Origin of the sequence: Helicobacter pylori (genome assembly GCF_003636935.1) — a bacterium.
GTDB classification, from domain to species: Bacteria; Campylobacterota; Campylobacteria; order Campylobacterales; family Helicobacteraceae; genus Helicobacter; species Helicobacter pylori_CH.
Window position 1 is genome coordinate 42,608 of sequence record NZ_MVVH01000010.1, and the last position, 14,021, is coordinate 56,628.

General features: G+C 39.7%; 11 protein-coding genes and 2 pseudogenes. 3 read left to right on the plus strand and 10 right to left on the minus strand.

Features of this window, described 5'->3' with window-relative positions; translation table 11 throughout:
* Nucleotides 1–35: 35 nt before the first annotated feature.
* The 10 genes and pseudogenes from aroC to mqnE form a co-directional block, all read right to left on the minus strand.
* Nucleotides 36–1,133 (minus strand): chorismate synthase, encoded by a 1,098-nt coding sequence (gene aroC / locus EAL87_RS06370; protein ID WP_120913792.1) that lies wholly within the window; start codon nucleotides 1,131–1,133, stop codon nucleotides 36–38.
* Nucleotides 1,130–1,849, minus strand: coding sequence for a ribonuclease III (rnc, locus tag EAL87_RS06375; RefSeq protein WP_162972676.1), 720 nt, complete (start codon nucleotides 1,847–1,849; stop codon nucleotides 1,130–1,132). The genes aroC and rnc overlap by 4 nt, the downstream gene beginning before the upstream one ends.
* Nucleotides 1,806–2,292: pseudogene (gene rnhA / locus EAL87_RS06380) on the minus strand (ribonuclease HI). The gene rnc and the pseudogene rnhA overlap by 44 nt, the downstream one beginning before the upstream one ends.
* A complete protein-coding gene (locus tag EAL87_RS06385) occupies nucleotides 2,293–3,303 on the minus strand; it encodes a hypothetical protein (RefSeq protein ID WP_120913798.1) in 1,011 nt (336 codons plus the stop codon).
* A 10-nt stretch (nucleotides 3,304–3,313) separates the two neighbouring features.
* Nucleotides 3,314–4,558, minus strand: coding sequence for a peptidylprolyl isomerase (locus EAL87_RS06390; protein WP_120913800.1), 1,245 nt, complete (start codon nucleotides 4,556–4,558; stop codon nucleotides 3,314–3,316).
* On the minus strand, nucleotides 4,558–5,982 hold the full coding sequence (gene gatB, locus EAL87_RS06395) for an Asp-tRNA(Asn)/Glu-tRNA(Gln) amidotransferase subunit GatB (RefSeq protein WP_162972677.1): 1,425 nt from the start codon (nucleotides 5,980–5,982) through the stop codon (nucleotides 4,558–4,560). The genes EAL87_RS06390 and gatB overlap by 1 nt, the downstream gene beginning before the upstream one ends.
* The gene (locus EAL87_RS06400; protein ID WP_120913804.1) at nucleotides 5,982–7,283 is read right to left on the minus strand and encodes a M16 family metallopeptidase; all 1,302 of its coding nucleotides are present in this window, start codon (nucleotides 7,281–7,283) and stop codon (nucleotides 5,982–5,984) included. The genes gatB and EAL87_RS06400 overlap by 1 nt, the downstream gene beginning before the upstream one ends.
* 5 nt (nucleotides 7,284–7,288) lie before the next feature.
* A complete protein-coding gene (locus EAL87_RS06405) occupies nucleotides 7,289–8,350 on the minus strand; it encodes a dehypoxanthine futalosine cyclase (protein ID WP_162972683.1) in 1,062 nt (353 codons plus the stop codon).
* Between the two features lies 1 nt (nucleotide 8,351).
* A complete protein-coding gene (gene bamA, locus EAL87_RS06410) occupies nucleotides 8,352–11,111 on the minus strand; it encodes an outer membrane protein assembly factor BamA (protein WP_162972679.1) in 2,760 nt (919 codons plus the stop codon).
* A 37-nt stretch (nucleotides 11,112–11,148) separates the two neighbouring features.
* Entirely contained in the window at nucleotides 11,149–12,231 is a 1,083-nt protein-coding gene (gene mqnE, locus EAL87_RS06415; RefSeq protein ID WP_120913820.1) for an aminofutalosine synthase MqnE, read from the minus strand.
* 299 nt (nucleotides 12,232–12,530) lie between these two features.
* Here mqnE and EAL87_RS06420 point away from each other — a divergent pair, with 299 nt between their 5' ends.
* From EAL87_RS06420 to EAL87_RS06430, 3 genes and pseudogenes are all read left to right on the plus strand, one after another.
* Nucleotides 12,531–13,034: a ferritin gene (locus EAL87_RS06420; RefSeq protein ID WP_120913808.1), complete on the plus strand. Its 504-nt coding sequence runs from the start codon at nucleotides 12,531–12,533 to the stop codon at nucleotides 13,032–13,034.
* Nucleotides 13,035–13,048: 14 nt separating this feature from the next.
* A complete protein-coding gene (gene serB, locus EAL87_RS06425) occupies nucleotides 13,049–13,672 on the plus strand; it encodes a phosphoserine phosphatase SerB (RefSeq protein ID WP_120913810.1) in 624 nt (207 codons plus the stop codon).
* Nucleotides 13,673–13,709: 37 nt separating this feature from the next.
* Nucleotides 13,710–14,021, plus strand: a pseudogene (locus EAL87_RS06430) (glycosyltransferase family 10 domain-containing protein); the annotation flags it as partial.

The window sequence follows — 14,021 nt, forward strand, 5'->3', positions numbered from 1 at the left end:
TATATCCTTTTTAAGCTGATTGTATCCAATTTCGTTTAATTCTCATTATAAATCGTTTTTAAATACTCTATTTTTGAAGTCAAATTGAGTAATACCATATCGGCTAACACTAACGCTAACAAACTCTCGCACACCACGCTCCCTCTAATCGCAATGCAAGGATCATGCCTACCCTTTAACAAGCATTCGCATTCATTGCCCTTAATGTCTATGGTTTGTTGAGGTTGGAAAATACTTGGCGTGGGTTTGAAATGCACCTTAACAATGATTTCTTCCCCATTGCTCATGCCCCCTAAAACCCCTCCGCTATGATTGCTCAAAAACCCTTTTTGATTTATTAAATCATTATACTCTGAGCCTTTTAATAAAGAGCTTTCTACCCCCTTGCCTATTTCAACCGCTTTCACCCCGTTAAGCCCCATCATTACTTCAGCGATTTTAGCGTCTAATTTAGCGTATAGCCCTTGACCTAATCCAATGGGGAGCTTTTGATTGGTTTTTATGCTCCTTGCTCTAATCAAAGCCACGCCCCCGATGCTATCGTGGTTTTTGATAGCGTTTTGAATGGCTGTTTTTTGCGCTTCTTCTTGTTCTTCATCTAGGGCAAAAATCTCGCTTTTTAAGGCGTGATTGAAATCGTAATTTTTGGCTTCAATGCCCCCAATTTTAATAATCCCGCTTTCACAAACAATACCAATTTCTCTTAAAAGCATTTTAGCAAACGCCCCAGCAGCCACTCTTATAGCGCTCTCTCTGGCCGAACTCCTCCCCCCACCTCTAAAATCCCTAATGCCATATTTATGAAAATAAGTGAAATCCGCATGACTAGGCCTGAAAAGGTTTTTAACGTTATCGTAATCCTTGCTCCTAGCCCTTTGGTTGTGGATGAAAAACCCTATGGGCGTCCCTGTGCTAAAATCTTCAAAAACCCCGCTTGTTATTTCCACTTTATCGTCTTCTTTTCGTGGCGTAATGAAAACGTTCCTCCCCCCTTGGCGGCGCTTCATTTCCTTTTCTAATAACGCATAGTCTATTTTAATCCCGCTAGGCATGCCGTCTAATACCCCCCCTATCACATCCCCATGCGATTCCCCAAAGGTCGTGAGCCTTAAAAAACGCCCCAAAGTGTTCATTTTGCTTCCTTAAGTTTTTGGAGCGCTTGATAAGCGCATTGCTGTTCGGCTTCTTTTTTGCTTTTGCCTTTAGCGGTCGCATACATTTTATCTTGAATGTATAGAGCCATTTCAAATTCTTTATGGTGGTCAGGGCCTTTTTCTTGGAGTAATTGGTAAGTGGGGATCACGCAAAATTGCACTTGGGTTAATTCCTGTAAAGCGGTTTTATAGTCCATAAACAAATGCTCCAAATCCAAACGCTTGTAAGCGCGATTGAGTAAATTTTGCATGATCTTACGCACCTTAGCTAACCCTGCTTCTAAATACACCCCGGCCATTAAAGCCTCAAAAGCGCTTGATAGAATAGAGGGTTTTTCTCTCCCTTTAGAAATTTCTTCAGAAGAAGAGACGTGCAAATAATCTTGTAAAAAGATTACTTTCGCTAATTTAGTAAAACCCTGCGCGCTCACAATAGAAGCCCTTAATTTAGAGAGTTTCCCCTCATCGTATTGGTAGAATTTATGGTATAGCAACTCCCCTATCACCAAACCCAACACCGCATCGCCTAAAAATTCCAAGCGCTCATTGTTTAAAGCGAGCTTGCATGATTTATGCGTTAAGGCTTGCTCCAATAAACGCTTGTCTTTAAAAGAATACCCCAAAGCTTTTTCTAGCGTTGCATAAGGGTTATTAGGCGTTATGTAAGGGCTGTTTTGAGAGCGTTTGTTTTTCATCATTTTTCCCTTTAAGTGGTCGTTTTGACCCGTTTTTGCGCCTCTAATTTAGCGAGGCTATCGCATCGTTCATTTTCGGCATGCCCGTTATGCCCCTTGATCCAAACAGCCACAATCAAATGCCCTTTAGAGACTTCTAAAAATTCTTTCCATAAATCCACATTTTTGACTTTAACAAAATTCTTTTTTTGCCAGTTAGCTAGCCACACATTGATCGCTTGGCACACGTATTGCGAATCGCTATAAAGCGTGATATGGCATGGGCGTTTTAAGATTTTCAATGCTTCATTCAACGCTCTTAATTCCATGCGGTTATTCGTGGTGAATTCTTCGCCCCCACTGATGGTTTTTTCTTTATCTTTATAGCGTAAAATCGCCGCGTAACCGCCTGGACCGGGATTGCCTAAAGAAGAGCCATCGCAAAAAATTTCAATTTCTTGCATTCAATCCACTCCCATGGCATGCGTTTTTCTAGAAATTTTAAGCACCATATCCATAAACGCTAACTGATAACACACAGGACACCTATAGCTTTCAAAAGGAAAGATTTGTTTGCAATGCTTGCAACGGTATTCAAAAGTCAGATGCGCTTTTATAGGGCTATGCAATAAAGCACGTAAAACCTCTAATTCAAAGATTTGACAAAACTTATTATCTAAAAGCAGCCCTTGAGATCGCGCGATGTCTTGCAAAAGGGCATGTTTTTCTAAAATAAAAGCAGGAATATTCATATCCCATAAAAGATCGATCATGTTTTCTAAACGCTCGGTTTTATCAATCTCTTGCCAAAAAAGATTTTCATCATAAGATTTTAAATAATTCAAAGCGATTTTTTTCAAATCTGGCGAATTTTTTGCCACATGCAAGATTTTACTCGCATCTTCTTTATTTTCTATTAAATGCATGAGATAAAGGTAATTTTTAATCGTTTCAATTTCAGGTACTTCTAATTCTTCCAAACATTCCAAAGTTTCTAAAGCCTTTGAATAGTCTTTTTCTAATTCATACGCATGCAGAAGTTTCAACAACGCTTCCACATTCCTTGGGGAAAAGCGCAAAATTTCTTTCACGGTGTCTTTTGTTTTTTGCAAATACCCCACGCTAAAATAATTTTCAGCTAATAAATCTAAAACAGCGATTTTTTCTTCATCTTTTAAGGGGCGATTCAAAAGCCCTTTTAAGATTTCAATACTCATTTCTATGTCAGCGATTTTAGAATACGCCCTGGCTAAAAACATCAAACTGGAAATTTTAGCATGCTTTAAAAGCTCGTCTAAATTCTCATTGCTCGCATAAGCGTTTTGATTCTGGGCGAATTTTTGTAAAAATTTTTTGTTTTTCTTTTGGGTGAAATACGCCCTAGCCTGTTCTAACAAAATAACAAGAGCGATAATAAAAGTTAATAAGGCGATAGAAAATAAAGAATCTTTATAGAAGAAATTGAAATGTTGCACAATCTAAAAATCACTCTCTAATCATCACAATCCTAGACTTAACGCGCAACTTTTCAAAATGCTCTTCTAAAATCTTATCTTTAGATTCTTCCACTAATTTTTGAGCGATAAATTGCTTGGCCTGACTGAAACTCACTTCATTTTTACCCTTTTTTTCCTTGATATAAAAGGTGATAAACTGCCCTCCACCTCCATTCATAATGGGCGTAAAAGAGCCTTCAGCATGAGAAATAAAGACTTGAGCGATTTGAGGGTTTAAGGTTTTCATCTCTATCTTTTCATTAGCCTTAGTTACCCCTGGAATTTCCAAATTAGGGTCTGCCATAGCCCTTTCTAAATCTTCTTGACTCGTTGAAGTGTAGCGCACGGTTTCCACTTCAGTGGGGATACTGAATTGCTCCTTGTGCTTGTTGTAATACTCGCGCATTTTAGTTTCAGAGCTGGTGTCCACATTCGTGAGCAAGATATTACGCAACAATTCTTGCATTTCTAAATGCTCCTTAAGCTGCTCTCTATAGAGTTTATAATGCCCCTCAGCCATAAGCATTTGTTTGAAATGGTCCAAATCCATGCCTTGTTGTTGCGCCATCATCGCCATTTCTTGGTCTAATTTGTCGTCATCTACATGGATTTTTAAGCGCTCGATTTCTTGGTTTTTAATGCGTTCAGCGATCAAACGATCCCTGGCTTGAGCTTTGCTCACTTTAGATTTTTCTTGCTCTTCTTGGATTTGATACAGCGTGATAGGCGAGCCATTAACGAGCAAAGAAATGCCCCCTACGACCTTATCTTCAAGAGTGTTGCTTGTAGCGTCATTAGGATTCCCAAAAATGGAATTGAATTGTGAGCCAGGGCCTGCTCCTTTATTTTTTTCAAGAGTTTGAGAGGTTGTCTCTTTTTCTTCAGGTTTTGGTGCATTGCTTTGAACGCCTTTATTTTGAACGCCTTTAGCACTCTCTTTGATTTTAGGAGGCGTGATCTTTTGAGCCGGACTTTTAGCGTCCCCATGATGGACTTCTGCTCTGGGCTTTCTTTTGGCTTTTATTTCTTTCTTTTCTTCGGTATTTTTCTTTTCTTCTTTATTTTTCAATTCCTTATTCTTTAGTTCTTTATTTTTCAATTCTTGGCGGATTTTTTTATCCAAAGAAGAATCTCGCTTCTTCCCTTCTAAGGCTTCCACTTTAGATTCAGGCTCTGCATAAACGATCCTAATAAACAACAAAGCCTTCAAAACATAAGAAAAAATTTTCCTCATCAACCCAATTTCTCTTTCAAAATAGCATTCACCACGCTAGGATTAGCGCCTTTTAAATTTTTCATCGCTTGCCCTACAAAAAACCCAAAAAGCTTGTCCTTACCGCTTTTGTATTCAAGCACCTTATCAGCGTTGTTTTTAAGCACCTCTTCTATCGCTTTAACAATCGCTTCTGTGTCATTGACTTGAGACAGGCCCATTTGTTCAATGAGTGCATCCACATCGCCCCCTTGCTCTTCTAAAAGCTTGTCTAACACGTCTTTAGCGCTCTTGCCTGAAATCTTGCCCTCATCAATGCGTTTGGCTAAAGCACCCAACATGTGAGCACTAACCCCGCAATTTTCTAAAGTGGTTTCGGCTTTCAAGCGCCCTAATAATTCCACGCAAAGCCATGTTACGCTCGTTTTAGCTTTAACCCCAAGATTAAGCATGCTTTCAAAATACTCTGCCAATAAAGGATCGCTCACCAATAAATTTGCATCGTCTTCTTTGATGTTAAAATCTTTCATGTAGCGGATTTTTTTCGCGCTAGGCAATTCATTGATCTTTTGAGCTTCTTTTAAAAGCGCTTCATCAATAAAAACAGGATACAAATCCGGATCTTTAAAATAGCGGTAATCCGCTGATTCTTCTTTATTGCGCATAGAAAGGGTGATCCCTTTGGCGGTGTCAAAAAGGCGCGTTTCTTGAACCACCTCTTCATTATAACGCCCATTTTCCCACGCCGCGCTTTGGCGCTCTATCTCGTATTCAATCGCTTTAGCAATGAATCTAAAGCTGTTTAGGTTTTTAATCTCCACCCTCGTGTAAAGCTTTTCATCGCCTTTGGGTCTAATGGACACGTTCGCATCGCACCTGAAATTCCCCTCTTGCATGTTCGCATCAGAAATCCCTATAAAACGCACGATAGCATGGAGCTTTTTCAAATACGCTATGGCTTCTTCACTATTTTTCATGTCCGGCTTACTGACAATTTCTAATAAAGGGGTGCAAGCGCGGTTCAAATCCACTAAAGAATAACTGCCCTCATGGATATTTTTACCGGCGTCTTCTTCCATGTGGGCCCTTTCAATACGCACGATTTTTACGCCCTCTTTGGTGTCAATTTCTAATTTCCCATCGCTCACAATAGGGACTTCAAACTGCGAAATTTGATAAGCCTTAGGCAAATCAGGGTAAAAATAATTTTTCCTCGCAAAAAGGGAATTTTGGTTGATATGAGCTTCAAGGGCTGTGCCTAACTGGATGGCTTTTTTAACCACTTCTTTATTCAATACCGGTAAAGCTCCCGGTAAGCCCAAACACACAGGGCATGTGTTAGAATTAGGGGATTGTCCAAAGCTTGTAGAGCAAGAGCAAAAGATTTTGGTTTTGGTGTTGAGTTGGACATGGACTTCTAGCCCGATTACAGCTTCAAATGGCATTATTTGTCCTTACTCTTTTTATTGCTCACAATAGCAAAAGTCAAGTCGTTGATTTCGGTGTGGGCTTTAATGAAATCATTGATCTCTTTCAAACTCATTTTTTGGATTTGATTGAGTAGCGTTTGGTTGAAATCTAAAGGCAAACCTAAATAAAAATAATTGTAAGTGGTGTTCAAGCGGCTAGAGATCGTTTCATTCCTTAAAGGCTCAGAGCCTAGTAAAAACTTTTTAGCGTCGTCTAATTCTTGTTGCGTCATGCCTTTTTCTATAAATTCTTTAACGATTTTTTTAACCAAGGCAACGCTTTTAGCTTGAGTGCTGAGCTTGGTTTGCAAATACCCGCTCGCAAAATGCGCCACTTTAGAAAAATTAGAACGGATATACACGCTATAAGCTAAGCCCTCTTGAACCCTGATTTTTTCCATTAAACGAGAGCCAAACCCCCCACCAAGCACAAACATCATCACTTTAGATTTCGCTAAATCCTGTTTTAAATCCTTGATTTTAAAGGGCGCGCCAAAATACACGAAAGCCTGTTCAGTGTCTTTATAAAGGATTTTTTCGCTCTTTTGATTACTCGCTTCAAAATAAGGCTCATTATACGCTTTACCTTGCGGCAAGAAATTAAGGGCGTTATTCAAACGCTTAAGGGTTTGATCGATTTTCAAATCGCCCCCAAGCACCACCACGAGCTTATTGAGTTCAAAGACCTTAGCAAATTGCTGTTTCAAATCGTCTAGCTTGATTTTTTGGAGACTCTCTTTAGTGCCTAAAGAAGCGTTAGCTAAAGGGGTGTTAGCAAAAAGTTCTTGTTTTAAAGTCAGTTTAGCTAGATAATCAAAATCGCTTTCTTTTTGTAAAAGTGCGGCTAACATTCTCGTTCTGACTTTTTCTAAAGCGTTTTGCGTGAAATTAGGGGATTTTAAAAGCTCTTTTAAACGCGTTATGGCTTCATCTTCGTATTCTTTTAAAAATTCTAAAGTGATTTGCAAATCTTCTGTGCTGGTATCCACATTCAAACTGATCGCTTTTTGCTCTAAAAGTTGCGCAAATCCCACCGCACCAAGCTCTTTAGTGCCTTCGTTTAAAACTTGTGCGAATAGTTTCGCCAAACCTAACTGATCTTTATCGCTTAAACTCCCACCCCCTCTAAAAGCTAAATGGATAAACCCCATGGGCAACAAATGGTTTTCTTCATAAATCACAGGGACTTTAGCTTGATTGATTTCTTGGTGTGTCAAAGCGCTCGCTTGTAACCCCATAAAAACTCCTAATAATAAAATGATTAAAATTTTTTTCATGCTGTTTATACCTTTGCTTTAGCCGGATAACGCTTTAAGATTTCATAAGCGGTGTTTCGTTTAGCCGCCACGCTCCCAATGTCTTCAATAAGCTCTATCATTTCCGCTTCATTCATGCAAAAACTCGTCCCGGCCGCTTTCACTACATTTTCTTCCATCATCACGCTCCCTAAATCATTCGCTCCAAACAATAAGGCTAACTGCCCTATCATAGAGCCTTGAGTAACCCATGAGCTTTGTATGTTTTGAATGTTATCTAAAAAAATCCTACTGCATGCCAAATAGCGTAAATACCGATTGGAACTCGCTTTTTTAATGCTAGGGATTTCTTCTTTTAAAGGGGTGTTGTTGGGCTGAAAGCTCCATAAAATAAAAGCCCTAAAGCCACCGGTTTCGTCTTGCAAATCGCGCACTCTTTGTAAATGCTCCACCACGTCTTCTTCATTATCCACGCTCCCAAACATCATGGTAGCCGTGCTTTTAATCCCGCAAAGATGCGCCATTTTATGCACTTCAATCCACCGATCACTGCTCAATTTTTTAGGAGCGATCACATCGCGCACCCTATCGCTTAGTATTTCTGCTCCCGCTCCTGGAATGGAGCTTAAACCGGCGTTTTTCAACCTTTCTAAAACTTCTTTTAAAGACAATTTAGAGATTTTAGAAATGTAATCAATTTCAACCGCGCTAAAACCATGAATGGTAATGGTGGGGAATTTTTGAGCGATATGGCTGACTAGATTCTCATAATAATCAATCTTTAGCTGCGGGTGCACCCCCCCTTGAAAAAGGATCTGCGTGCCGCCAATAGCGAGCAATTCTTCAATCTTTTGATCAATTTCTTCATAGCTCAACACATAAGCGTCTTTTTCTTTTAAGGTGCGTTTGAACGCGCAGAACTTGCAATCCACAAAACAAATATTGGTGTAATTGATATTCCTATCCACAATAAAAGTCGTCAAGTTTTCAGGGTGCAAGCGTTGCTTCACTCTCAAAGCCCTTTGCCCCAATTCTTTCAAGGGCGCGTTTTTCATTAAGTCTAAAATTTCTTCTCTGTTGGTGCGCATTTTAAAACCTTGTTCCCATAGAAAATTCAAAGTGTTGTGTGTAATCGTCCATGTTAGGGTTAAAGCATAGCCCTTTACATTTCTTGCCATTGCCATCGCCCCATTGGTTGAAAAACGCTATAGGGAAAATCAACACCAAAGGCCCCATGGGCGAAATCCATTCAATCTGCAAGCCTGTAGAAGCCCTCCAAGTCGCTCTTTCAAATCCAGCCCCTATAACGCCATAATCTTTAAAATTCGCCGTCGTGACGGGAGCGTTATAGAAGAAACTCCCCCTAGTTGGGGTTTTAAAGGTTAAGAAACCAAAGTCAAAAAACCATGCTAAACGCATTTTAGCCGCTTTTAACACCCCATAGCTCAATTCAGTAGAAGCGGTGAAAATCCCATCGCCTCCAAGCCACAAGCCAAACTCATCTTTAGGCGTAACTGAGCCGTTTCTAAAGCCTCTCACCGTGGTTACGCCCCCCATGTAGAAAGTGGAGTTCAAGGGCAAGTAATCATCGGTGTTATACCTAAAGATATAACCTCCTTGCGTTTTAAAGCGAGCGATCAAATCTATCAATAAATATTTTTGCAAATGGTGGTAAGCGGCGAATTTACCATAGACTTTGGTGTTACGGACATTCCCGCCTAACCCGTTCCACGAATTGAGCGTGCCAGAGCTTGGCAAGCCAGACATCGTTGCATAGGAGCTAAAGATAACCCCATTTCTAGGGAAATAATAATCATCGGTGTTGTCATAGCTCACATCAAGGGTGAAAGAGCTAGTAATAGGCGTGTGGTAATCCCTATCCCAAATACCTTTTATTTCTGGTGAAGTGGTGATCGCTCCAGGGCTAGAACAGCTTTCAGGTTGTAAGGGGGTTTTACCGCCTGATAAGCGGTTGATAATCACCGATGCGGGGGTAGAACATTGCCTTGGAGAAACCACTTCATTAACAGAGGAATAATAGCGGTTGTATAGAGGGCTGCTGAAACCAAGGAGTTTGGTAACGTTCAAGTTATACCCTAAGCTCACATGGGTTCTGTTACCCAGCATGCGCCCAACATTCACCCCAAAGCCCCCGCCTTGTTGGATGTATTGGTAGCTTATCCTGTAATCCGCATAAAGATTGATCGTAGAGCTATACCAGCTGTCAAAAATCCTTGGATTGCTCAAGCTCAAATTCCCGGCAAACATACGCCCCGCTCCTTTTGGCATGCCCGGATAAGATCTGCCCCCCCCTGTAGCGATGTTAGCATACAAGCTCATGCTTTGGCCGGTCCCAAAAAGGTTTCTTTCGCTCACGCTCCCATTAAGCATAAGCCCTCCATAAGAGCCATAGCCTAACCCAAATTGCAACTGCCCAGTGCGCCCCTCTTCCACGCTCACTAATAAATCCATAAGCGAGCTATTCACCCTTTTTTCTTCAATTTTGACTTTAGAGAAGAACCCTAAACGCCTTAAAGAATTTTCGGAATTTCTCAGTTTGGTCAAGTTGTATTTATCCTTAGGCCCTAGTAACAATTCCCTTCTAATGATCCTATCGCTCGTGCGCTGATTCCCTGAAATGATGACATCATTGATATGCACCATATCGCCCACTTCAATACGATAAATGACTTTCACAAGCCCGTTTTTTTCATCCTTATCCAAGTCTGGCTTCACCACCGCAAACGCATAACCTTTATCAGCGATTTCGGTTTTTAGGATTTGCGCATCCGCTCTCAAATGCTCAATATTAAAAACATCTTTTCTTTTAACTTTAAGGGCTTTTTCTAATGTTTTTAAGGGGACTACCGGGTTGTCAATCTCTATTAAAATGTCTGAAATCCTGTATTGGATCCCCTCTTTGACTTTATAATGAAGCTTAGCGTCATGAGTAGAAAAATCCGTTTTCAAAAAAGGCGAAGAAATATGAGCGTCCAAATAACCCCTACGCATATACACATCTTGGATACGCATAGAATCGTATTCTAATTGATCTAAACGCAATTTCCCATCATTCAAGCCCCACATCCAGCCCATGAAATCTCTTTGCTTGTTCGCGCTCAAAGATTCAATCATGCGGCGTTTTAATTTCGCGCTTCCCTCATAAACGGATTGTTTGATATAAATACTATCCCCCCTATTCACATCAAACACGATCAATAACGCGCCCTCACTGACCTTTTCTGTGCGCACCTCCACCACGCTCCCATAATAGCCCTGCCCCTCTAAAGCCGTTTTTAAAGCCGTTTTAGCATGCTCTAATTTTTGCTCATCAAAGGTGTCGCCCTTTTTGATCCCCATTTGGGATTTTAAGCCGTCTTTTTCCTTTTCAGTCCCATAACCTTTGATTTCTACCCCGGCAATCCTGGCTTTTTCATCAAAATGAAACTCTAGTATACCGCCTTCAAAAGTGGCATAAACGTCTTTAAAATACCCTTGATTGAACAAAGCTAAAACGGCGGTGTCTATTTTTTTAGAATCCACAATATCGCCCACACGAATCTTTACAATCTCATTAGCGAGCATGTCAGACATGTAAGAAAGCCCAACATAAGAAATGGACTTGACTTTCATTTCTTTAGGCGTTTGATTGGATTGGGAGATTTCTTTTTGAGCTTCATTTTTTTGAGCTTCGGCTTCTTTTGGAGGAGTCAAATCGTTTGGTTTAGAGCCGTTGTCCTCTAAAGCTTCAACGCTGGTATTCATACATGCGAAAACAAGAGAAGATAGAATAAATTTTTTAATACTGATTTCCTTAATAGATTTTAGCTTGAGTGTTGTTAGTAGCATTATTATAACTGATCATTCTTAAAAACGCTAAAAATTATTAAAATTTCTGTATAAAATTATACAAACTATCCCTTTCTACCGCAACAAAACCAGAATCCTTGATTTTAAATATCAAATCTTCTTTTTCTAAACCATGCCGGCTCTTCGCACCGGCCGCGCTTTGAATGCTCTCTATTTCTATCGTGCCGTCTAAATCGTTAGCGCCAAATTCTTGAGCCACTAAAGCCAAATTCAAGCCCAAAGTCGCCCAATAAGCTTTAATGTGGGGGATATTGTTTAAAAGAATGCGGGATATGGCGATGGTTTTTAAGATTTCTATTGCGCTAGGGGATTTTTCCACTTTCAAATAATTGTTTTCTTTTTGATACAATAAGGGGATAAAAGCGTTAAAACCCCCTTCTTTATTTTCTACTTTAGTTTTAGGGCTTTGGATTTTTTTGATTCTTAGCATGTGATCGATGCGATGGATTTTATCTTCAATATGCCCAAAAAGCATGGTAGCGTTACTCATTTTGCCTAATTTGTGCCAGTAAGCATGGATTTCTAACCACCGAGAAGATCCCACCTTACCACTACAGATTTTACGCCTAACTTCTTCATCAAAAATCTCCGCCCCCCCACCTGGCATGGAATCCACCCCAGCTTTGAGCATGTCTTCTAGCACCAATTCAAAAGGTTTGTTGAATTTAACACTTAAAAAATGCACTTCTGCGGCGGTCATGGCTTTTAAGTGCAAGTTAGGCATTTCTTGTTTGATGGTTTCAAACACCTTTAAATACCATTCATAGGAGTAATTAGGGTTATGCGCGCTCACGATATGGACTTCTTTAATCCCTTTATTGTAGGAGTTTTTAACCTTTTCTAGGATTTCTTCTAAGCTCATTTCATAAGGGTTGGGGTTTTTTCTGTGGGCTGAGAAAGCGCAAAATTTGCAAGCGTCCGCACAAATATTGCTAGGGTTTAAATGCCTATTGACATTAAAATACACGATTTTTTGGTGCATGTTCTGGCGCATGCGATCCGCTGCTTCCCCTAGCGTGTATAAATCATAATCATAAAGCTTCACTAATTCTTTACTTTCAGTAATTTGATTGTCTAATACTTTTTCTAAAAAGTCCATGGTTAAATTGCCTTTCATTTTAAAGATAAACATTGTAGCATTTCTAGATTGAAGAATGCTTTTTATATATTATATAAAAATATCCCTTTTAATCCCCCCTATTGATACCAACCCCCTTTTTTTGACATAATTCTCATTAAAGTGATTTTTATGATAAAATCTAAGCTTTATCAAGCCATTAGCTGGCGTTCTTTCTCATTTTTTGCAAGTTTTTAAAAATTTTCATACTCTTGTTTACTTTTTCATTATCATTTATGCTATAATTATGGGACAACTTAAACCAACACAAAGGAGATACTATGTTATCAAAAGACATCATTAAGTTGCTAAACGAACAAGTGAATAAGGAAATGAACTCTTCCAACTTGTATATGAGCATGAGTTCTTGGTGCTATACCCATAGCTTAGATGGTGCGGGGCTTTTCTTGTTTGATCATGCAGCTGAAGAATATGAGCATGCCAAAAAGCTTATCGTTTTCTTGAATGAAAACAATGTGCCTGTGCAATTGACTAGCATCAGCGCCCCTGAGCATAAGTTTGAAAGTTTGACCCAAATTTTCCAAAAAGCCTATGAACATGAGCAACACATCAGCGAGTCTATTAATAATATCGTCGATCACGCCATAAAAAACAAAGATCATGCGACTTTCAATTTCTTGCAATGGTATGTGGCTGAACAGCATGAAGAAGAAGTGCTTTTCAAGGATATTTTGGATAAAATTGAGTTGATTGGTAATGAAAACCATGGCTTGTATTTGGCTGATCAGTATGTCAAAGGGATCGCTAAAAGCAGGAAATCTTAATTTTAGGGTATTGGGTGCAAAAACTAGCCGTCTTTGATTTTGACTCCACGCTAGTCAATGCTGAGACGATTGAGTCTTTAGCGAGGGCGTGGGGGGTGTTTGATGAAGTGAAAACAATCACTTCGCAAGCTATGAATGGCGAGACAGATTTTCATAAAAGTCTTATTTTAAGGGTTTCTAAACTCAAAAACATGCCCTTAAAACTAGCCAAAGAAGTTTGTGAAAGTCTGCCTTTATTTAAGGGGGCGTTTGAACTCATTAACGCCTTAAAAGAGAAAAATTACAAAGTGGTTTGCTTTAGTGGGGGCTTTGATCTAGCGACCAATCATTACAGGGATTTATTGCATTTAGACGCGGCTTTCAGTAACACGCTAATCGTGGAAAATGATACCTTAAACGGCTTGGTTACCGGGCATATGATGTTTTCACACTCTAAGGGCGAAATGCTCCTCGCCTTGCAACGCTTATTGAATATCAGTAAAGATCGCACTTTAGTGGTGGGCGATGGAGCGAATGACTTGAGCATGTTCAAACATGCCCATATCAAAATCGCTTTCAACGCTAAAGAAATTTTAAAACAGCACGCCACGCATTGCATCAATGAGCCTAATTTAGCCCTAATCAAGCCTTTGATTTAAAAAAATTTTTTTGTAAAATTCCTTTAAAAGGATAGCCATGTTTCAGCCCCTATTAGACGCTTATATAGACAGCACCCAAATAGAAGAGACAACCCATAAGCCCCCATTAAATATAGCCCTAGCCAATTGGTGGCCTTTGGATAAAAGAGAAAGCAAAGGGTTTAGAAAAAAATTTATTTTATATTTCATTTTAAGCCAGCATTACACAATCACTTTACACCGAAACCCTAAAAAACCCGCAGACATCGTTTTGGGTAACCCCCTTGAAAGAGCCAGAAAAATCCTATCCTACAAAAACACTAAACGAGTGTTTTACACCGGCGAAAATGAAGTCCCTAATTTCAACCTC